Here is a 20355-nt window from a genome sequence, read left to right as displayed (position 1 = left end):
GTACGGGTGCCGTTCCGCAAGGCGTACGGTGCCCGATCCGCAAGGTGTACGGGTGCCGTCGCCCGAGACGGCTGTCCCGCATTCCGGACGCACCGTCCCGCCCACTGGATGACCGGCGTACGCTCGGTAGCAGTCAGAAATCTCCGAATCCTCTGACGCAGTCTCTGAAGGAGCGAGCGACGATGCCCGAGCTGAGGTCCCGCACAGTCACCCACGGCCGCAACATGGCGGGCGCCCGCGCCCTTATGCGCGCCTCCGGTGTACCGGGTGGGGACATCGGCCGCAAGCCGATCATCGCGGTCGCCAACAGCTTCACCGAGTTCGTCCCAGGGCACACGCACCTGGCGCCGGTCGGCCGGATCGTCAGCGAGGCGGTCGTCGCCGCCGGCGGCATCCCGCGCGAGTTCAACACGATCGCCGTCGACGACGGCATCGCCATGGGTCACGGCGGCATGCTGTACTCCCTGCCCTCCCGCGACCTGATCGCGGACAGCGTGGAGTACATGGTCGAGGCGCACTGCGCCGACGCCCTGATCTGCATCTCCAACTGCGACAAGATCACCCCGGGCATGCTGAACGCCGCCCTGCGGCTGAACATCCCCACGGTCTTCGTCTCCGGCGGCCCGATGGAGTCCGGCCGTGCCACCCTGGTCGACGGCACGGTCCGTACGCTCGACCTGGTCGACGCGATCTCCGACGCCGTGAACGACAAGATCTCGGACGAGGACATCCTCCGTATCGAGGAGAACGCCTGTCCGACCTGTGGCTCCTGTTCCGGCATGTTCACCGCCAACTCGATGAACTGCCTGACCGAGGCCATCGGCCTCTCCCTGCCGGGCAACGGATCGGTGCTCGCCACGCACACGGCCCGCAAGCAGCTGTACGTGAACGCTGCCCATACGGTCATGGACATCACCCGCCGCTACTACGAGCAGGACGACGAGACGGTCCTGCCCCGCAGCGTGGCGTCCGTCGCGGCGTTCGAGAACGCCATGGCCCTCGACATCGCCATGGGCGGCTCGACCAACACGATCCTGCACCTGCTGGCCGCCGCCCAGGAGGCCGGCGTCCCCTTCGGCCTGGACGAGATCAACGCGGTCTCGCGCCGTGTGCCGTGCCTGGCCAAGGTCGCCCCGAACGTCGCCAAGGACCGCACGTACTACATGGAGGACGTGCACCGCGCCGGCGGCATCCCCGCCCTGCTCGGCGAGCTGCACCGGGCCGGCCTGCTCAACGAGGACGTGCACTCCGTGCACAGCCCGTCCCTCGCGGACTGGCTGAAGACCTGGGACGTGCGCGGCGGTTCCCCCTCCGCCGAGGCGATCGAGCTGTGGCACGCGGCCCCCGGCTGCGTCCGCTCCGCCGAGGCCTTCTCCCAGTCCGAGCGCTGGGAGGCCCTGGACGAGGACGCCGAGGGCGGCTGCATCCGCTCCGCGGAGCACGCCTACTCCAAGGACGGCGGCCTCGCGGTCCTCAAGGGCAACCTGGCCGTGGACGGCTGCGTCGTGAAGACGGCCGGCGTCGACGAGTCCATCTGGACCTTCGAGGGCCCGGCGGTGGTCTGCGAGTCGCAGGAGGAGGCCGTCCAGAAGATCCTCACCCAGCAGGTCAAGGACGGCGACGTCGTCGTCATCCGCTACGAGGGCCCCAAGGGCGGCCCCGGCATGCAGGAGATGCTCTACCCGACCTCGTACCTGAAGGGCCGCGGCCTCGGGAAGACCTGCGCGCTGGTCACCGACGGCCGCTTCTCCGGCGGCACCTCGGGTCTGTCCATCGGCCACGCCTCGCCCGAGGCGGCCGCGGGCGGCACCATCGCCCTGGTCGAGGACGGCGACCGCGTCCGCATCGACATCCCGAACCGCTCCATCGAGCTGCTGGTGGACGACGCCGAGCTGGCCCGCCGCGAGCAGGCGCTGAACGGCGTGTACGCCCCGAAGAACCGCGACCGCAAGGTCTCGGCGGCGCTGCGGGCCTACGCGGCGATGGCGACGAGCGCGGACAAGGGCGCGGTGCGGGACGTGTCGAAGCTGGGCTGATCCGGTTCGTCCGCCGAGTCCGAGTCCGAGTCCGAGGGGCCGCCAAGGGTGCGGCCCCTCAGCCGTGTCACCAGGCGGCGGGGTTGCCCGCGGGGACGGAGAAGACGGTCCCGTCGGGCGCGGTGGCGTAGAGGCGGGCGTCGGCGAGCACGGGGGCGGGCACCGCGTCGGCGACCCGGTCCGCGTTGGTCCCGAGCCGTGGACGTGTCTGCCCGAGAAGGCGGCCGTCGCGCGCGTCCACGCCGAGCAGTCGCCCGTCGGGAGCGGAGAGGCAGACGTACCGGCCGTCGGTCACCGGCGCGGAACCCCGTGTCACCGCGGTCTCCAGGCTCCACATCTGCTTCCGCGCGTCCATGTCGACCGCCACCAGCGATCCGCCGCTCCCCACGAGGTACACGAGGTCGCCGCGCACCGTTGCCTGCGGCTGCTCGAGCGGGACGGGCAGCGCCACCCGGCGGGAGACCCCGTCGTCCGGCGTGTAGCGCACCACGGCCCTCGCCTCTCCGTAGACCGCGTCGACGGAGACGAAGAAGACCGAATCGCCGGCCGTGCCGACGGGTTGCAGTGATCCCTTCAGCCGTACGTCCCAGCGCACCTTGCCCGTATCCGGGGCGACCGCGGTGACCCGTGTACTCGCCCCGTCTTCCGACGTGCTCGTGACGTAAGCCAGCGGGTCTCCGGCGAAGGAGGTGAAGTACGGGCTCCGGTGGCCCTGGATCCGGTGGCTCCATCTCGTCCGCCCCGAAGCGCTGTCCACGCCCGTGACCGAGCCGTCGACGCCCGTGACCAGGAGCGTGGCACCCGCGTACGCCAGCCCGTCGTACGACGGCACGGTCTGCCGCCAACGAGTCCTGCCCGAACCGGGGTCGAGGGCCTCCAGGCGGGTGCTCCGGTCCAGCGCGGGCTGTACGAGTCCACCGGAGAACACGGGCCGTCCACCCTGCGCCTCGGCGACGGTCCGCCGCCACAGCTGACGCCCGTCGGAGGGGTCGAGCGCGAAGACCCGGCCCTTCTGCGCGCAGACCAGTGTCTCTTTCCCGTACGAGCACTGCGGCGTTCCCTTCTCGGGCGCCGACGTCGTCTCCCACGGGCTGAACGCGGCCGGCGTGGTGCGCGGATCGTGGCCGCTCACCGGGGACGGACCGTCACCGCCGAGCACGTACACCGAGCCCAGCGCGACGGCGGTTGCCACGCCGAGGAGCCCCGCCCCGACGAGCGGCCACCTGCCGCGGCGCCTCCTGGGCCGTCGTCGGCTCTCCTCGACGGGCGGCTCCGGTCCGGGGTGCGGAGTCTCCACCGTCCGCTGCGCCGGTATGAACGCCTGCGTGTCGTACGAGGCGGCCACCGACCGCAGCTCCCGCATCAACTCGTCCGGGGTCGGCCGGTCCTCCGGCTCCTTGGCGAGGCACCGCACCACCAGCGGTGCGAGACTCGCGGGCACCCCGGTCAGATCCGGCTCGTCATGCACGACTTGATAGGCGACGACGTACGGGCTGTCCGAGTCGAACGGCCCGCGGCCCGTGGCGGCGTGCACCATCACCGACCCGAGCGCGAAGACGTCGGCGGCGGGCCCCACCTCGCGGGGCTTGCGGAACTGCTCCGGTGCCATGAAGGGCGGAGTGCCTATCAACTTGCCCGTCTCGGTGCGCAGTTCGCTGTTCTTGGGCCGGGAGATACCGAAGTCGATGACCTTGGGGCCGTCCTCGGCGAGGAGCACGTTGCTCGGTTTGAGGTCCCGGTGCACCACGCCGACCCGGTGGATGTCACGCAGCGCCTCGGCCAGTCCGGCCATCAGGCGGCGCAACTCGGCGGGACTCATGGCCCCGTTCCGCTTCACATGGCCGGAAAGGGTCGGCCCGGGGATGAACAGGGTGGCCATCCAGGGCCGTTCGGCCTCCGAGTCGGCGTCGACGACGGACGCGGTGAAGGCACCGCTGACCTGTCGCGCGGCCGCCACCTCCTGTCTGAAGCGCCCTCTGAACTCGGGATCCCTGGCGAACGCGGCGTGGACGACCTTCACCGCCAGCTTCATCCCCGAAGTGCTGCGCGCGAGATGCACGACGCCCATGCCCCCGGAGCCCAGAACCGACTCCAGCCGATAGTGACCGGCGTAGTCGGGAAGTTCCGCTTCCGCGCCCGCCCCGGTGTTGCTCTGCGGCGCCATGGAACCACCCCCGTGATCTTCGTCCGCGCGCGCGACGCACGGAGCCTAATCGATGACTCGTACGCCACAGAGGCGGCTTGCTAGTCTCCGCGTGCGAGTTACGTACGTGTGTTTTACGACGTGACTCAGGGGAATCAACGGGGCCCATGAAAGTCATGGGGTCCAACGGGGGAGGTTTTCCATGTCTGTCGACCGCGCCGAGGAAACGGTGAGCGGGCAGGGGGCGGAAGCAGTCACCGCAGAGGCCACCACCACGGCTCTGCGCTACTACTCCGTCGCGCCGGGCGTCCGTGTCAACGTCCGCAGCGGCCCCGGCACCAACTACACCGTCGTCCGGGTCCTGCCCGAGGGGGCGAAGGTTTCGATCTTCTGCCAGTCGCCGGGTACCAGGGTGACGGGCCCGTACGGCACGACGAGCATCTGGGACAACATCGACAACGGGCAGTACATCTCGGACGCCTATGTGCAGACCGGCAGCGACGGCTACATCCGCCCGCGCTGCAGCTGAGCCACTCGGAGCCCGCAGCCACCCCGGGGTCATAATCGACGCGTGAGCGACGACACCGGCACCCAGGAAACCCCTGCGGGCTCCACCGGCCCCCGCCCCGAGCCGATCCGCTTCTTCGGCACCACCTGGGTCGACCACGGCAACGGCTACACCGCCCGCCGCATCGCGGTCGCCGCCGGTTCACTGGCCGCCGCCGCCGTCTCCTGCCTCGTCCTCCGCCTCGCCTACCAGGGACTCCAGATCGCCGCGATCGGCGGCTTCGTCACGCTCCTCATGGTCGTGATGTTCGCGATCTGCAGCGCGATGGCCTTCCGCCACACCTGGGACGGCTTCACCCGCCGCCACGACCCGGACCGCCAGGCCTCCCTGCGCGGCCTCCTGGCCGTCGGCTTCGTCGGCTCGCTCCTCGCCCATTTCTTCCGCTCCCTCACCGAGGCCCCCGGGGAGAAGCTGCACCGCGAGGAGTACGAAGAGGCCCGCAAGCAGTACGAGAAGCGCACGACCCGCCGCTCGGGCAACCCGAAGAACCGCCGCCGGGCCTAGCCACCACCGCGAGAGGCCCCGCCGCCTACCGCTCCGCCACGATACGTTCGACCGCCGCCGTCACCAGCTGCTCGCGCTCGGCCTCGCTGAAGACGTCCGGCAGGGTGAGCTGTTCGACGATCAGCCAGTTCAGGGTCAGCATGAGCAGCTTGACGGCCATGGCGTCACCGGGGAGACCGGAGGCCTCATGGTGGGCGACGTTGGCGTCGACATCGGCGCGGACCCGCTCGGTGAGAACCTTGCGCAGTTCGGGACGGCGGGTGGCCTCGAGGCGCAGTTCCAGCAGGGCGAGATAGCCGGTGCGGAACCCCGCGACGCGGCCGACGAGCTCCCGCATCAGCACCGCGTAGGCCTCCCGGTCGCGGCCGGCGGCCTGCCGGCGGGCGATCATCGCGTCGTCGGGCTGGAGCCGCTCGTAGACCCGGGCGCCGGCCTGGGTGAGGACGTCGTCCCGGCTGGCGAAGTAGTTGGACGTGGTCCCGGTCGGTACCGCGGCCTCGGCGTCCACCGCCCGGAACGTCAGACCCCGGGCCCCCTCCCTGGCCAGCACCTCGATCGCCGCGTCGACGAGCGCGGCGCGCCGCTGGTCGTTCCGTCTCACCATTGACACCACTCCAGTTGTAGTACTACTTTCCAACCACTTCAAGGAGAGTACTACGTATGGAGTTATAAGAGATGCGAAAGCTCGTCTACTACATCGCCGTCACGCTCGACGGCCGTATCGCCGGCCCCGGCGGCGAGTACGACTTCTTCCCCGCAGGCGACGAACGGCAGAGCGCCGCCTACAGCGCCTGGGCCAACACCCTGTACCCCGAGACCGTCCCGACCGCCTACCGCGCCGCCGCCGGCCTCGCCGACACCCCCAACCGGTACTTCGACACCGTCGTCATGGGCCTCGGCACCTACCGGGCCCCCTTCGAGCAGGGGGTCACCAGCCCCTACGCGCACCTGCGCCAGTACGTGGTGTCCAGCACGCTCCGGCCCGACGCCGACCCTGCGGTCACCGTCGTTCCGGGCGACCCGCTCGGCCTCGTCCGCGCACTCAAACGGGAGGAGGGAACCGCCCTGAACGTGTGGCTCTGCGGCGGCGGCAAGCTCGCCGGCGCCCTCCTGTCCGAGATCGACGAACTGGTCGTCAAGAGCTACCCGGTGGTCGCCGGCGCCGGAGTCCCGGCCTTCGACGGCGCCTTCGACCCCACCGTCTTCGACGTCGCCGAGCGCACCGCCTTCCCGAACGGCGTCACCCTCACCCGCCTCACCCGCCTCACCCGCCGATAGGACACCCGGGCGCGACCGGCCGCCGGTCTCACCGAAATCTCACCGCACCCCACCCCGCCCCCGGCCACCATGGCCGTATGACCACACCTCCCGCCGCCCACCACCGCACCGGAGCCGACCCCGCCCCCGAATCCCCTGCCGGGCACCCCGCCCCCGAGCCCGCCCGAACCGCCCGAGCCCACTCCTTCAACGCCGCGGCGGCCCAGTACGCGGCCAACCGCCCCTCCTACCCCCCGGCCCTCTTCGACGCGATAGAGGACCTGACCGGCCGGCCGCTCACCGGCAGCCGCGTCGCGGACATCGGTGCCGGCACCGGTATCGCCACCGCCCTCCTGCACGCCAGGGGCGCGAACGTCATCGCCGTGGAACCCGGCGACGGCATGGCGGCCCAGTTCCGCCGCGCCCTCCCCGGTGTCCCGGTCATCCGAGGCACGGGGGACGACCTCCCCCTCGCCGGCGACTCCGTCGACCTCGTCACCTACGCCCAGGCCTGGCACTGGACCGACCCCGTCCGCGCCGTCCCGGAAGCCCTGCGCGTCCTGCGTCCCGGAGGCGCCCTCGCCCTCTGGTGGAACACCGACGCCCTCGACGTCCCCTGGATCGCCGAGGCCGCCGCCCGCACCGAACGCCACTTCGGCATCGACGTCTCCGCAGAGAAGCGCAACGTCAACGCCCGAGCCGCCGACCCCACCGGCCGCCTCGACTTCACCCGCCGCACGGTCCGCTGGAGCCGCCGGGTCCCGGTCGACACCCACCTCGCCAATATCGGCAGCCACTCGGTCTTCCTCGTCCACGGCGCCGAACACACCGCGGCGTTCCTGGCCGCGGAACGCGAGCACCTCCTCCGGGCCTTCCCGGACGGTTTCGTGGAGGAGGTCTACGAGGTCGTCCTGCTCCTCGCCGAGACCCCGGTCCGACGCACACGACCCGACGGGGCCGCTTGACGCGTCCGACCCTCGGGAGCATTATTCATCGCATGATGAATAATGCTCCCGGCTCGCCACGTCCGGGCCCGGCACCCACCCCCGGCCCAGGCCCGGACCCGCACACCCCAGCCGTCCACGCCGAGAACCTCACCGTCGTCCGCGGCCCCCGCACGGTCCTGCGCGACCTCGGCTTCACCGTCCCCCGCGGCCGGATCACCGGCCTCCTCGGCCCCTCCGGCTGCGGCAAGTCGACCCTGATGCGCGCCCTCGTCGGCACCCAGGCCAAGGTCACCGGCACCCTCGACGTCCTCGGCCACCCCGCCGGCCACCCCGCCCTGCGCACCCGCATCGGCTACGTCACCCAGGCCCCGTCCGTCTACGACGACCTGACCGTCCGCCAGAACCTCGACTACTTCGCCGCGATCCTCGACCCCGGCCGCACGGCAGCCGACCGCCGCGACGCAGACGTCACCCGCGCCATCGCCGACGTCGACCTCACCACCCACGCCGACGCCCTGGCCGGCAACCTCTCCGGCGGTCAGCGCAACCGCGTCTCCCTTGCCGTCGCCCTCCTCGGCTCCCCGGAACTTCTCGTCCTCGACGAACCCACCGTCGGCCTCGACCCGGTCCTGCGCCGCGACCTGTGGAACCTCTTCCACGACATCGCGACCGGCCGCGGCGCCACCCTCCTCGTCTCCTCCCACGTCATGGACGAGGCCGAGCGCTGCCACCGCCTCCTCCTCATGCGCGAGGGCGAACTCCTCGCCGACGACACCCCCGACGCCCTGCGCGCCCGCACCGGCGCCGACACGGTCGAGGAGGCCTTCCTGCACCTGGTGGACGCGGCAAAAGCAGCGGCCCGCACGAAGGAGACGACCCGATGACCACCACCCCGACCAGGACGATCACCCCACCGAGGGCCCTGAACGCCTCCCGCACCACCGCCACCGCGGCCCGGGTCCTGCGCCAGCTCACCCACGACCCCCGCACCATCGCACTGATGATCCTCGTCCCCTGCGTGATGTTGTTCCTGCTGCGCTACGTCTTCGACGGCAGCCCGCGCACCTTCGACAACATCGGCGCGTCCCTCCTGGGGATCTTCCCGCTGATCACGATGTTCCTGGTGACCTCCATCGCCACCCTGCGCGAACGCACCTCGGGCACCCTCGAACGCCTCCTCGCCATGCCCCTCGGCAAAGGCGACCTCATCGCCGGCTACGCCCTCGCCTTCGGCACCCTCGCGATCATCCAGTCCGCCCTGGCCACGGGCCTCGCGGTCTGGTTCCTCGACCTCGACGTCACCGGCAGCCCCTGGCTCCTCCTCCTGGTGGCCCTCCTCGACGCCCTCCTCGGCACGGCCCTCGGCCTCTTCGTCTCGGCGTTCGCGGCCTCGGAGTTCCAGGCGGTCCAGTTCATGCCGGCGGTGATCTTCCCCCAGCTGCTCCTGTGCGGCCTGTTCACCCCGCGCGACACCATGCACCCGGCCCTGGAGGCCGTCTCCGACGTCCTGCCCATGTCCTACGCCGTCGACGGCATGAACGAGGTCCTCCGCCACACGGACATGACCGCCACGTTCGTCCGGGACGCCCTGATCGTCGCGGGCTGCGCACTCCTGGTCCTGATCCTTGGCGCCGCGACCCTCAGGCGCCGGACGGCATAGCCCCCGGCGGACGACCCGCCCCGGACATCCCGCCCACCGGACACGCCCCACGCCCACCACCCCCGAGTGGGAGGATGAACCCGGACGACGCGCAACCCCCGGAGGGCACCTCAGCCATGACCCAGAAAGTCGCAGTCCTCGGCACCGGCAAGATCGGCGAAGCCCTGCTCAGCGGAATGATCCGCGCCGGCTGGACCCCGTCCGACCTCCTGGTCACCGCCCGCCGCCAGGAACGAGCAGAGGAACTCCGCAGCCGCTACGGCGTCACCCCGGTCACCAACCCCGAGGCCGCCAAGACCGCCGACACCCTGATCCTCACGGTCAAGCCGCAGGACATGGGCACCCTCCTCGACGAGCTCGCCCCCCACGTCCCCGCCGACCGCCTGGTCATCAGCGGCGCCGCCGGAATCCCCACGGCCTACTTCGAGGAGCGCCTGGCCCCCGACACTCCCGTCGTCCGCGTCATGACGAACACCCCCGCTCTCGTCGACGAGGCGATGTCCGTCATCTCCGCCGGCACCCACGCCACCGCCGACCACCTCGCCCACACCGAGGAGATCTTCGGCGCCGTCGGCAAGACGCTCCGCGTCCCCGAGTCCCAGCAGGATGCCTGCACGGCCCTCTCCGGCTCCGGCCCGGCCTACTTCTTCTACCTGGTCGAGGCCATGACCGACGCCGGCATCCTCCTCGGCCTGCCTCGCGACAAGGCCCACGACCTCATCGTCCAGTCCGCCATCGGCGCCGCGACGATGCTCCGCGACAGCGGCGAACACCCGGTCAAGCTCCGCGAGAACGTCACGTCCCCCGCCGGCACGACGATCAACGCCATCCGCGAACTCGAGAACCACGGCGTGCGGGCCGCCCTCATCGCCGCCCTCGAAGCCGCCCGCGACCGCAGCCGCGCCCTGGCCTCCGGCAACAACAGCTGACCACTGGGGGCGGGCCCGACCCCGCCCCCGCAGCCACCTCACCTCACACCGTCACCACGGCCCCGGCACCGGCCGTCTCCGCCTCCGCCACAGCCGGCAACAACCCGATCGCCCTATACGCGGCATCCACCGTCGGCCGTGCCATCCCCCGGGCCCGCTCCGCTCCGGCCCGCAGCACCCCTTCCACATGGCCGGGATCAGCGCACAACTCCTTGTGCCTCTCCTGCAACGGCCGGAGCACCTCGACCACAGCCTCGGCGGTGTCCTTCTTCAGAGCCCCGTACGACGTGTACGCACCACTGAGCGCCTCGGGCTCGTCACCCGTGCACGCCGCGAGGATCTCCAGCAGATTCGCGAGTCCCGGCCGGGACTCCCGGTCGTACACGACCTCCTGCCCGCTGTCGGTCACCGCCCGCATGACCTTCTTGCGCACCACGTCCGGCTCGTCCAGCAGATAGACGATCCCCGGCCCGACGTCATCGCTCTTGCCCATCTTCGACGCCGGGTCCTGCAGGTTCATCACCCGCGCCGCCACCCCCGGCCGCGTGGCCCGAGGCACCACGAACGTATGCCCGTACCGCTGGTTGAACCGCACGGCGAGATCCCGGGCGAGTTCCACATGCTGGCGCTGATCGTCCCCGACCGGCACCTCACCGGCCCCGTACGCCAGGATGTCCGCCGCCATCAGCACGGGATACGTCAGCAACGACAGCCGCACACTCCCGCCCCGTTGCCGCTCCCGCGCGGCCTTCTCCTTGTACTGGATCATCCGCCGCATCTCACCGTCGGTGGCCACGCACTCCAGCACGTACGACAGCCGGGCGTGCTCGTCCACGTGGCTCTGCACGAACACCGTGCAGAGCTCCGGATCCAGCCCGGCCGCCAGCAGCAGCGTCGCCGACTGCCGGCTCAGCCTGCGCACCCGCGCGGGATCGTGGTCCACGGTCAGAGCATGCAGATCGACGACGCAGAACAGGGCGTCGGCCTCGTGCTGGTCGACCGCGGCCCACCGCCGCATGGCCCCCAGGTAGTTCCCCAGCGTCAGATGCCCCGTCGGCTTGACCCCGCTGAAGACCCGTGTCATCTCTCCACCTCCTGGTCGGGACCGCCGCCCCGGGCGGCCGCCCCTCCGTGGTTCCGGGAGGGAGAAACGAAAACGGCCGCCGAAGCGGCGGCCGTCGAGTGCATACGTGAGGACGGCCGCCGTCAGGCGGCCCACCACAGCTGGGTGCACGTACGCGTTGTCATGAGCCCCAGGCTACGCCCCCGGAGGGCCGTCCGCCCTTGAGTTGACACGCCCAGACCCCGTCCGTAGTGTTCTCCGAGTTGCCCGACGTGAGCGCCGACTCCGGTCGGTCCCCGGGCAGCCAATCCGCAGGTAACCAGCCACTATTCGACGTGCAGTACATCTGTCGTCGCTTCATTGGTATGTGTATTTACGGAATGAGGAATCCCCGTTCGAAAGGACGAGGCGCCCGATTGGCTCGGGAGCCGGGGAATCCGCTAAAGTCTCACTCGTCGGAACGGCCCAACAGCCGCAAAGACAAACCCCGCTGACCGGGGATCAGGCCCGAAAGGATCTGATAGAGTCGGAACCGCCGGAAAGGGAAACGCGGAAGCGGAAACCTGGAAAGCACCGAGGAAATCGGATCGGAAAGGATCTGATAGAGTCGGAAACGCAAGACCGAAGGGAAGCCCGGAGGAAAGCCCGAGAGGGTGAGTACAAAGGAAGCGACCGTTCCTTGAGAACTCAACAGCGTGCCAAAAGTCAACGCCAGATATGTTGATACCCCGTCCATCGGATACCCGATGGTCGAGGTTCCTTTGAAGAAAACACAGCGAGGACGCTGTGAACGGTCGGGCCTATTCCGCCTGACTGTTCCGCTCTCGTGCGTGTCATCCCGATTACGGGAAAACATTCACGGAGAGTTTGATCCTGGCTCAGGACGAACGCTGGCGGCGTGCTTAACACATGCAAGTCGAACGATGAACCACTTCGGTGGGGATTAGTGGCGAACGGGTGAGTAACACGTGGGCAATCTGCCCTGCACTCTGGGACAAGCCCTGGAAACGGGGTCTAATACCGGATACTGACCACCTTGGGCATCCATGGTGGTCGAAAGCTCCGGCGGTGCAGGATGAGCCCGCGGCCTATCAGCTTGTTGGTGAGGTAGTGGCTCACCAAGGCGACGACGGGTAGCCGGCCTGAGAGGGCGACCGGCCACACTGGGACTGAGACACGGCCCAGACTCCTACGGGAGGCAGCAGTGGGGAATATTGCACAATGGGCGAAAGCCTGATGCAGCGACGCCGCGTGAGGGATGACGGCCTTCGGGTTGTAAACCTCTTTCAGCAGGGAAGAAGCGAAAGTGACGGTACCTGCAGAAGAAGCGCCGGCTAACTACGTGCCAGCAGCCGCGGTAATACGTAGGGCGCGAGCGTTGTCCGGAATTATTGGGCGTAAAGAGCTCGTAGGCGGCTTGTCACGTCGGTTGTGAAAGCCCGGGGCTTAACCCCGGGTCTGCAGTCGATACGGGCAGGCTAGAGTTCGGTAGGGGAGATCGGAATTCCTGGTGTAGCGGTGAAATGCGCAGATATCAGGAGGAACACCGGTGGCGAAGGCGGATCTCTGGGCCGATACTGACGCTGAGGAGCGAAAGCGTGGGGAGCGAACAGGATTAGATACCCTGGTAGTCCACGCCGTAAACGGTGGGCACTAGGTGTGGGCAACATTCCACGTTGTCCGTGCCGCAGCTAACGCATTAAGTGCCCCGCCTGGGGAGTACGGCCGCAAGGCTAAAACTCAAAGGAATTGACGGGGGCCCGCACAAGCGGCGGAGCATGTGGCTTAATTCGACGCAACGCGAAGAACCTTACCAAGGCTTGACATACACCGGAAACGTCTGGAGACAGGCGCCCCCTTGTGGTCGGTGTACAGGTGGTGCATGGCTGTCGTCAGCTCGTGTCGTGAGATGTTGGGTTAAGTCCCGCAACGAGCGCAACCCTTGTCCCGTGTTGCCAGCAGGCCCTTGTGGTGCTGGGGACTCACGGGAGACCGCCGGGGTCAACTCGGAGGAAGGTGGGGACGACGTCAAGTCATCATGCCCCTTATGTCTTGGGCTGCACACGTGCTACAATGGCCGGTACAATGAGCTGCGATACCGCGAGGTGGAGCGAATCTCAAAAAGCCGGTCTCAGTTCGGATTGGGGTCTGCAACTCGACCCCATGAAGTCGGAGTCGCTAGTAATCGCAGATCAGCATTGCTGCGGTGAATACGTTCCCGGGCCTTGTACACACCGCCCGTCACGTCACGAAAGTCGGTAACACCCGAAGCCGGTGGCCCAACCCCTTGTGGGAGGGAGCTGTCGAAGGTGGGACTGGCGATTGGGACGAAGTCGTAACAAGGTAGCCGTACCGGAAGGTGCGGCTGGATCACCTCCTTTCTAAGGAGCACTTCTTACCGAGTCCTTCGGGATGAGGTCAGAGGCCAGTACATCGGCGAATGTCTGATGCTGGTTGCTCATGGGTGGAACGTTGACTATTCGGCATACTTGATCGTCTTCTCCTTCTAGTACTGCTCTTCGGAGTGTGGAACGTTGAGGGGAGCGGGGAGTGTGTCGGGCACGCTGTTGGGTGTCTGAGGGAATGGTTTTCCTCAGTCGCCGGCCCCAGTGAACTCGAACCGGTTGGTTCGGGGTGATGGGTGGCTGGTCGTTGTTTGAGAACTGCACAGTGGACGCGAGCATCTGTGGCCAAGTTTTTAAGGGCGCACGGTGGATGCCTTGGCACCAGGAACCGATGAAGGACGTGGGAGGCCACGATAGTCCCCGGGGAGTCGTCAACCAGGCTTTGATCCGGGGGTTTCCGAATGGGGAAACCCGGCAGTCGTCATGGGCTGTCACCCATGCCTGAACACATAGGGCATGTGGAGGGAACGCGGGGAAGTGAAACATCTCAGTACCCGCAGGAAGAGAAAACAACCGTGATTCCGGGAGTAGTGGCGAGCGAAACCGGATGAGGCTAAACCGTATACGTGTGAGACCCGGCAGGGGTTGCGTATGCGGGGTTGTGGGATCTCTCTTCTGTTGTCTGCCGGCAACAGGACGAGTCAGAAACCGTTGATGTAGGCGAAGGACATGCGAAAGGTCCGGCGTAGAGGGTAAGACCCCCGTAGTCGAAACATCAGCGGCTCGTTTGAGAGACACCCAAGTAGCACGGGGCCCGAGAAATCCCGTGTGAATCTGGCGGGACCACCCGCTAAGCCTAAATATTCCCTGGTGACCGATAGCGGATAGTACCGTGAGGGAATGGTGAAAAGTACCCCGGGAGGGGAGTGAAATAGTACCTGAAACCGTGTGCCTACAAGCCGTGGGAGCGTCGGAATGAAGCTTGCTTCATTCTCGTGACTGCGTGCCTTTTGAAGAATGAGCCTGCGAGTTTGCGGTGTGTTGCGAGGTTAACCCGTGTGGGGAAGCCGTAGCGAAAGCGAGTCCGAATAGGGCGTTTCAGTAGCACGCTCAAGACCCGAAGCGGAGTGATCTAGCCATGGGCAGGTTGAAGCGGAGGTAAGACTTCGTGGAGGACCGAACCCACCAGGGTTGAAAACCTGGGGGATGACCTGTGGTTAGGGGTGAAAGGCCAATCAAACTCCGTGATAGCTGGTTCTCCCCGAAATGCATTTAGGTGCAGCGTCGTGTGTTTCTTGCCGGAGGTAGAGCACTGGATAGGCGATGGGCCCTACCGGGTTACTGACCTTAGCCAAACTCCGAATGCCGGTAAGTGAGAGCGCGGCAGTGAGACTGTGGGGGATAAGCTCCATGGTCGAGAGGGAAACAGCCCAGAGCATCGACTAAGGCCCCTAAGCGTACGCTAAGTGGGAAAGGATGTGGAGTCGCAGAGACAACCAGGAGGTTGGCTTAGAAGCAGCCACCCTTGAAAGAGTGCGTAATAGCTCACTGGTCTAGTGATTCCGCGCCGACAATGTAGCGGGGCTCAAGCGTACCGCCGAAGTCGTGTCATTCACACAATAGGGCCAACGCCTGTGTGGATGGGTAGGGGAGCGTCGTGTGCCGGGTGAAGCAGCCGCGGAAGCGAGTTGTGGACGGTTCACGAGTGAGAATGCAGGCATGAGTAGCGATTCACACGTGAGAAACGTGTGCGCCGATTGACTAAGGGTTCCTGGGTCAAGCTGATCTGCCCAGGGTAAGTCGGGACCTAAGGCGAGGCCGACAGGCGTAGTCGATGGATAACCGGTTGATATTCCGGTACCCGCTGTGAAGCGTCAAACATCGAGCATCGTGATGCTAAGGCCGTGAAGCCGCCCTGGAGCCTTCGGGCAAAGGGGAGTGGTGGAGCCGCCGAACCAAGCGGTTAGTAGGTGAGTGATGGGGTGACGCAGGAAGGTAGTCCATCCCGGGCGGTGGTTGTCCCGGGGTAAGGGTGTAGGCCGTGATCTAGGCAAATCCGGATCACATGAGGCTGAGACCTGATGCCGAGCCGATTGTGGTGAAGTGGATGATCCTATGCTGTCGAGAAAAGCCTCTAGCGAGTTTCATGGCGGCCCGTACCCTAAACCGACTCAGGTGGTCAGGTAGAGAATACCGAGGCGTTCGGGTGAACTATGGTTAAGGAACTCGGCAAAATGCCCCCGTAACTTCGGGAGAAGGGGGGCCACGTCTGGTGATCCGTTTTACACGGTGAGCTGGGGGTGGCCGCAGAGACCAGCGAGAAGCGACTGTTTACTAAAAACACAGGTCCGTGCGAAGCCGTAAGGCGATGTATACGGACTGACGCCTGCCCGGTGCTGGAACGTTAAGGGGACCGGTTAGCTCCATTTCGGTGGGGCGAAGCTGAGAACTTAAGCGCCAGTAAACGGCGGTGGTAACTATAACCATCCTAAGGTAGCGAAATTCCTTGTCGGGTAAGTTCCGACCTGCACGAATGGCGTAACGACTTCTCGACTGTCTCAACCATAGGCCCGGTGAAATTGCACTACGAGTAAAGATGCTCGTTTCGCGCAGCAGGACGGAAAGACCCCGGGACCTTTACTACAGTTTGATATTGGTGTTCGGTTCGGCTTGTGTAGGATAGCTGGGAGACTGTGAACTCTGGACGCCAGTTCAGGGGGAGTCGTCGTTGAAATACCAGTCTGGTCGTGCTGGATGTCTAACCTGGGTCCGTGATCCGGATCAGGGACAGTGTCTGATGGGTAGTTTAACTGGGGCGGTTGCCTCCTAAAGAGTAACGGAGGCGCCCAAAGGTTCCCTCAGCCTGGTTGGCAATCAGGTGTTGAGTGTAAGTGCACAAGGGAGCTTGACTGTGAGACCGACGGGTCGAGCAGGGACGAAAGTCGGGACTAGTGATCCGGCGGTGGCTTGTGGAAGCGCCGTCGCTCAACGGATAAAAGGTACCCCGGGGATAACAGGCTGATCTTCCCCAAGAGTCCATATCGACGGGATGGTTTGGCACCTCGATGTCGGCTCGTCGCATCCTGGGGCTGGAGTCGGTCCCAAGGGTTGGGCTGTTCGCCCATTAAAGCGGTACGCGAGCTGGGTTTAGAACGTCGTGAGACAGTTCGGTCCCTATCCGCTGTGCGCGTAGGAATATTGAGAAGGGCTGTCCCTAGTACGAGAGGACCGGGACGGACGAACCTCTGGTGTGCCAGTTGTTCTGCCAAGGGCATGGCTGGTTGGCTACGTTCGGGAGGGATAACCGCTGAAAGCATCTAAGCGGGAAGCCTGCTTCGAGATGAGTATTCCCACCTCCTTGAGAGGGTAAGGCTCCCAGTAGACGACTGGGTTGATAGGCCGGATATGGAAGCACGGTAACGTGTGGAGTTGACCGGTACTAATAGGCCGAGGGCTTGTCCTCAGTTGCTCGCGTCCACTGTGTTGGTTCTGAAACCACGAACAGCCCCACGTTGCCACAGCGTGGTGCGGCTGACAGTTTCATAGTGTTTCGGTGGTTATAGCGTAGGGGAAACGCCCGGTTACATTCCGAACCCGGAAGCTAAGCCTTACAGCGCCGATGGTACTGCAGGGGGGACCCTGTGGGAGAGTAGGACGCCGCCGAACAATTTTTGGGAAAACCCCCGCATCTTCGGATGCGGGGGTTTTCTGCGTTTAAGCTCGAATCTATGCGCTATGACCTAGTGATTTTCGACAATGACGGCGTCCTCGTCGACAGTGAGCCCATTTCCAACCGGTTGCTCGCCGCGTACCTCACCGAGCTGGGGCACCCCACCTCCTACGAGGAGTCCATTCGGGACTACATGGGATCGGCGATGCACCGCATTCATGAGCTGGTCCTCGAGCGGACCGGACAGCGGTTGCCGGAGGACTTCGACGACGTCTTCCACACACGGGTGTTCACGGCCTTCGAACAGGAACTCGTGGCCGTGGACGGGGCCTCCGAGGTGCTGGAGAAGCTGGCCGCGGACGGGGTGCCGTACTGCGTGGCCTCCTCCGGGAGCCATGAGCGCATTCGCGTGGGGCACCGGACGACCGGGCTCGACCGGTGGTTCGACGAGGGGCGGATCTTCAGTTCGCAGGACGTCGGGCGGGGGAAGCCGGCCCCCGATCTCTTCCTGTACGCGGCGGAGCGGATGGGGGTCGCGCCGGAGCGGTGCGTCGTCGTCGAGGACAGTCCGCTGGGGGTGCGGGCGGCCGTCGCAGCCGGCATGGACGTGTACGGGTTCACCGCCATGACGCCGGCGGAGAAGCTGGCCGGCGCCACCCGGCTCTTCTCCGACATGGGGGAGCTGGCCGACCTGCTCGTGTGAGCCGTACCCGAAGAGCCGCGGAAGCTGAGGCAAATTCATCTTTGGCTGGATCTACCCACGGGTAGGCCGGGGCCCTACGCTCGCCGCCATGACTGATGTGCTGCGGCGCGGCAGGGGCTCGTTGGCGTTCAGCTTCCTGGTGCAGGGTGTCGCCTTCGCTCTGCTCGTGACGAGGATCCCCGCCATCCAGGACCGGTACGGGGTGTCCGACGCGCTGCTGCCCGCGTTCCTGGCCGCCGTGCCGATCCTCGCCGGGGTCGGGAGCGTGACCACCGAGCGGCTGGTGAAGAGGGTGCGGCCGAGCCTGTTGCTGCGGTGGTCCCAGCCCGTGGTGCTGCTGGCGCTGCTCGGCGTCGGGGCCGGGGAGCGGATGGTGGAGCTCGGGGTCGCGCTCGCGGCGTTCGGTCTCGCCGTCGGGGTGCTGGACGCGTCGATGAACATGCTCGGGGTGAGCCTGCAGCGGTCGTACGGGCGCAGCATCATGCTCAGCTTCCACGCGGCGTACAGCCTGGGCGGGATCGTCGGGGCCTCGCTGGCGTGGGTGGGGGCGCACTGGCAGTTGGCGTTGTGGGTGTCGTACCTGCCGGTCGTGCTGGTACTGCTGCCGGCCGTGCTGGTGGGGAGCCGGTGGTACGCCGACCACCGGGGCGGTGCGGCGGCGGGCGAGGCGGAGAAGCCGACCGGGGAGGGCCAGGTCCTCGTCTTCAAGTGGCTGCTGCCGCTGTGTCTGGTGATGACGGTCGCGTACATCGGGGACTCCACGGTCTCCAACTGGAGTGCCAAGTACCTTCAGGACGTGCTCGGGAGTTCGGAGCAGATGGCGACGGTGCCGTACAACGTCTACATGGTCACCACGCTGCTGGGGCGGGCTATCGGGGACCTCGGGGTGCGGCGGTTCGGGGCGGTCGCGGTGGTGCGGGGCGGGGCGCTGGTGGCGGCGGGTGGGTTCGCCGTGGTGGCCGCGGCGCCCGGGGCGTGGGTCGGGATGCTGGGGTTCACGCTGCTGGGGCTGGGATTGTGCGTGCTGGTGCCGCAGACGTTCGCGGCGGCCGGGCGGCTGTTCCCGGGGGCGTCGGACGCGGCCGTCGCTCGGCTCAACGTCTTCAACTATGTGGGGTTCTTGATCGGTTCGCCGTTGGTCGGGGCGCTCGGCGATCTGTGGAGCTACCGCGGGGCCATGCTCGTGCCGATGGTGTTGGTGCTGGTGACACTGCTGTACGCCCGGTCGTTCGAGGCTCAACCGGACCGATACGGTGGCGGGCATGAGCGGCCGCGCACAGCTGATGTGGGACGAGGCAGTAACGGGCTATGACTTCGGTCCGGGGCATCCGATGGACCCGGTCCGGCTCGCCCTGACCCGGAGACTGGTCGATGCCTTCGGGCTGGACCGTGAGGTGGAGGTCGTCGCCGCGAAGGCGGCCGGGGAGTCGACGCTGCGGCTCGTCCACCGCCAGGACTACATCGGGGCGGTGAAGGCCGCGTCGGCGGATCCGGCGGCGGCGGACCAGGCGTACGGACTGGGGACGATGGACGATCCGGCGTTCGCCGGGATGCACGAGGTGTCGTCGCTGATCGCCGGACAGTCGGTGGGGGCGGCGGAGGCCGTGTGGCGCGGTGAGGCGCTGCACGCGGTGAACTTCGCGGGCGGGCTGCACCACGCGATGCCCGGCGGTGCGTCCGGGTTCTGCATCTACAACGACGCCTCGCTGGCGATCGCGCGGCTGCTGGAGCTCGGGGCGGAGCGGGTCGCGTACGTCGACGTCGACGTGCATCACGGGGACGGGGTCCAGGCGGCGTTCTGGGAGGACCCTCGGGTGCTGACGATCTCGCTGCACGAGCATCCCCGGACGCTGTTCCCGCAGACCGGGTGGCCGGAGGAGACCGGGGCGGAATCCGCGGAGGGCTCGGCGGTGAACGTGGCGCTGCCGGCCGGGACGGGCGACGCGGGATGGCTGCGGGCGTTCCACGCGGTCGTGCCGGAGCTGATCGCCGACTTCCGGCCGCAGGTGCTGGTGACGCAGCACGGGGCCGACACGCACTTCGAGGATCCGCTGGCGCACCTGGCGGTGTCGCTGGACGCGCAGCGGGCGGTGCAGGTGGCCTGTCACGACCTGGCGCACGAGTACGCCGACGGGCGGTGGGTGGCCCTCGGCGGGGGCGGTTACGCGGTCGTGGACGTGGTGCCGCGCTCCTGGACGCACCTGGTCGCGATCGCGGCCGGGCGGGCCGTGGAGCCCGAGGCGACGATCCCCGAGGGCTGGCGGCAGGAAGTGTTCGCGCAGACGCGGCAGTTGGCCCCGGCGCGGATGACGGACGGGCGCTGGCCCGTGGCCTGGTCGGCCTGGGACGAGGGCTACGACCCGGCGGACCGGCTGGACCAGGCGGTGCTGGCGGCCCGGCGGGCGGTGTTCCCGCTGCGGGGGCTGCTGGCGTGAGGGCGTGAGCGGGTGACGCCGGGCCTGGGTCGCGGACACGACCTAGGCCGACCGTGCGGTGTTCGCGGGTTCTCGGGACAGGGGAAGTTCCGGTC

General features: G+C 67.3%; 14 protein-coding genes and 3 rRNA genes. 14 read left to right on the top strand and 3 right to left on the bottom strand.

The window, feature by feature from the left end:
- The first annotated feature begins 182 nt into the window (after window positions 1-182).
- Entirely contained in the window at window positions 183-2036 is a 1854-nt protein-coding gene (gene ilvD / locus BJ965_RS16735; RefSeq protein ID WP_184909408.1) for a dihydroxy-acid dehydratase, read from the top strand.
- Window positions 2037-2103: 67 nt separating this feature from the next.
- On the opposite strand, the gene BJ965_RS16730 is transcribed toward ilvD, so the two are convergent.
- Window positions 2104-4200 carry a serine/threonine-protein kinase gene (locus BJ965_RS16730; RefSeq protein ID WP_184909407.1) on the bottom strand — a complete coding sequence of 699 codons (2097 nt, stop codon included), beginning with the start codon at window positions 4198-4200 and terminating at the stop codon, window positions 2104-2106.
- Between the two features lie 181 nt (window positions 4201-4381).
- Between BJ965_RS16730 and BJ965_RS16725 the strand changes: the two genes are divergently transcribed.
- On the top strand, window positions 4382-4708 hold the full coding sequence (locus BJ965_RS16725; RefSeq protein ID WP_184909406.1) for an SH3 domain-containing protein: 327 nt from the start codon (window positions 4382-4384) through the stop codon (window positions 4706-4708).
- 42 nt (window positions 4709-4750) lie between these two features.
- Window positions 4751-5251, top strand: coding sequence for an EamA/RhaT family transporter (locus BJ965_RS16720; RefSeq protein WP_184909405.1), 501 nt, complete (start codon window positions 4751-4753; stop codon window positions 5249-5251).
- A 25-nt stretch (window positions 5252-5276) separates the two neighbouring features.
- Here BJ965_RS16720 and BJ965_RS16715 read toward each other — a convergent pair whose 3' ends face one another.
- Window positions 5277-5855 carry a TetR/AcrR family transcriptional regulator gene (locus tag BJ965_RS16715; protein ID WP_184909404.1) on the bottom strand — a complete coding sequence of 193 codons (579 nt, stop codon included), beginning with the start codon at window positions 5853-5855 and terminating at the stop codon, window positions 5277-5279.
- Between the two features lie 71 nt (window positions 5856-5926).
- On the opposite strand from BJ965_RS16715, the gene BJ965_RS16710 reads away from it, so the two are divergent.
- From BJ965_RS16710 to proC, 5 genes are all read left to right on the top strand, one after another.
- Window positions 5927-6529 carry a dihydrofolate reductase family protein gene (locus tag BJ965_RS16710; protein WP_184909403.1) on the top strand — a complete coding sequence of 201 codons (603 nt, stop codon included), beginning with the start codon at window positions 5927-5929 and terminating at the stop codon, window positions 6527-6529.
- A 77-nt stretch (window positions 6530-6606) separates the two neighbouring features.
- The gene (locus BJ965_RS16705; RefSeq protein WP_184909402.1) at window positions 6607-7473 is read left to right on the top strand and encodes a class I SAM-dependent methyltransferase; all 867 of its coding nucleotides are present in this window, start codon (window positions 6607-6609) and stop codon (window positions 7471-7473) included.
- A gap of 32 nt (window positions 7474-7505) precedes the next feature.
- Window positions 7506-8339, top strand: coding sequence for an ABC transporter ATP-binding protein (locus BJ965_RS16700; protein ID WP_184909401.1), 834 nt, complete (start codon window positions 7506-7508; stop codon window positions 8337-8339).
- Complete coding sequence (locus BJ965_RS16695; RefSeq protein WP_184909400.1) at window positions 8336-9115, top strand: ABC transporter permease; 780 nt, start codon at window positions 8336-8338, stop codon at window positions 9113-9115. Before BJ965_RS16700 ends, BJ965_RS16695 begins: the two co-directional genes overlap by 4 nt.
- Window positions 9116-9231: 116 nt before the next feature.
- The gene (gene proC, locus BJ965_RS16690; protein ID WP_053673892.1) at window positions 9232-10044 is read left to right on the top strand and encodes a pyrroline-5-carboxylate reductase; all 813 of its coding nucleotides are present in this window, start codon (window positions 9232-9234) and stop codon (window positions 10042-10044) included.
- Window positions 10045-10087: 43 nt separating this feature from the next.
- On the opposite strand, the gene trpS is transcribed toward proC, so the two are convergent.
- Entirely contained in the window at window positions 10088-11128 is a 1041-nt protein-coding gene (gene trpS, locus BJ965_RS16685; protein ID WP_184909399.1) for a tryptophan--tRNA ligase, read from the bottom strand.
- An 834-nt stretch (window positions 11129-11962) separates the two neighbouring features.
- Here trpS and BJ965_RS16680 point away from each other — a divergent pair.
- The 6 genes from BJ965_RS16680 to BJ965_RS16655 all read left to right on the top strand — a co-directional run bounded on the left by BJ965_RS16680 (window position 11963) and on the right by BJ965_RS16655 (window position 20260).
- Window positions 11963-13488 (top strand): 16S ribosomal RNA (locus tag BJ965_RS16680).
- Window positions 13489-13795: 307 nt separating this feature from the next.
- A 23S ribosomal RNA gene (locus tag BJ965_RS16675) occupies window positions 13796-16915 on the top strand.
- 86 nt (window positions 16916-17001) lie between these two features.
- Window positions 17002-17118: ribosomal RNA gene (rrf, locus tag BJ965_RS16670) — 5S ribosomal RNA — on the top strand.
- The 16S, 23S and 5S rRNA genes sit together here, the layout of an rRNA operon.
- 62 nt (window positions 17119-17180) lie before the next feature.
- Window positions 17181-17825, top strand: a complete 645-nt coding sequence (locus tag BJ965_RS16665; protein WP_184909398.1) for an HAD family hydrolase — start codon at window positions 17181-17183, stop codon at window positions 17823-17825.
- 88 nt (window positions 17826-17913) lie between these two features.
- Window positions 17914-19137 (top strand): MFS transporter, encoded by a 1224-nt coding sequence (locus BJ965_RS16660; RefSeq protein WP_184909397.1) that lies wholly within the window; start codon window positions 17914-17916, stop codon window positions 19135-19137.
- Entirely contained in the window at window positions 19088-20260 is a 1173-nt protein-coding gene (locus BJ965_RS16655) for an acetoin utilization protein AcuC (RefSeq protein ID WP_184909396.1), read from the top strand. Before BJ965_RS16660 ends, BJ965_RS16655 begins: the two co-directional genes overlap by 50 nt.
- Window positions 20261-20355: the final 95 nt, after the last annotated feature.

The sequence above is a fragment of the Streptomyces luteogriseus genome, from assembly GCF_014205055.1.
GTDB classification, from domain to species: domain Bacteria; phylum Actinomycetota; class Actinomycetes; order Streptomycetales; family Streptomycetaceae; genus Streptomyces; species Streptomyces luteogriseus.
Note: the sequence above shows the minus strand (reverse complement) of the source record. Positions and strands in the feature narration are given on the sequence as shown.

Bases quoted from the DNA above. Each gene is read 5' to 3' on its own strand.
- BJ965_RS16695 (WP_184909400.1), top strand. From the start codon at position 8,336: ATGACCACCACCCCGACCAGGACGATCACCCCACCGAGGGCCCTGAAC.
- BJ965_RS16700 (WP_184909401.1), top strand. From the start codon at position 7,506: ATGATGAATAATGCTCCCGGCTCGCCACGTCCGGGCCCGGCACCCACC.
- proC (WP_053673892.1), top strand. From the start codon at position 9,232: ATGACCCAGAAAGTCGCAGTCCTCGGCACCGGCAAGATCGGCGAAGCC.
- BJ965_RS16705 (WP_184909402.1), top strand. From the start codon at position 6,607: ATGACCACACCTCCCGCCGCCCACCACCGCACCGGAGCCGACCCCGCC.
- BJ965_RS16665 (WP_184909398.1), top strand. From the start codon at position 17,181: ATGCGCTATGACCTAGTGATTTTCGACAATGACGGCGTCCTCGTCGAC.
- trpS (WP_184909399.1), bottom strand. From the start codon at position 11,128: ATGACACGGGTCTTCAGCGGGGTCAAGCCGACGGGGCATCTGACGCTG.
- BJ965_RS16730 (WP_184909407.1), bottom strand. From the start codon at position 4,200: ATGGCGCCGCAGAGCAACACCGGGGCGGGCGCGGAAGCGGAACTTCCC.
- BJ965_RS16655 (WP_184909396.1), top strand. From the start codon at position 19,088: ATGAGCGGCCGCGCACAGCTGATGTGGGACGAGGCAGTAACGGGCTAT.
- BJ965_RS16660 (WP_184909397.1), top strand. From the start codon at position 17,914: ATGACTGATGTGCTGCGGCGCGGCAGGGGCTCGTTGGCGTTCAGCTTC.
- ilvD (WP_184909408.1), top strand. From the start codon at position 183: ATGCCCGAGCTGAGGTCCCGCACAGTCACCCACGGCCGCAACATGGCG.
- BJ965_RS16710 (WP_184909403.1), top strand. From the start codon at position 5,927: ATGCGAAAGCTCGTCTACTACATCGCCGTCACGCTCGACGGCCGTATC.
- BJ965_RS16715 (WP_184909404.1), bottom strand. From the start codon at position 5,855: ATGGTGAGACGGAACGACCAGCGGCGCGCCGCGCTCGTCGACGCGGCG.
- BJ965_RS16725 (WP_184909406.1), top strand. From the start codon at position 4,382: ATGTCTGTCGACCGCGCCGAGGAAACGGTGAGCGGGCAGGGGGCGGAA.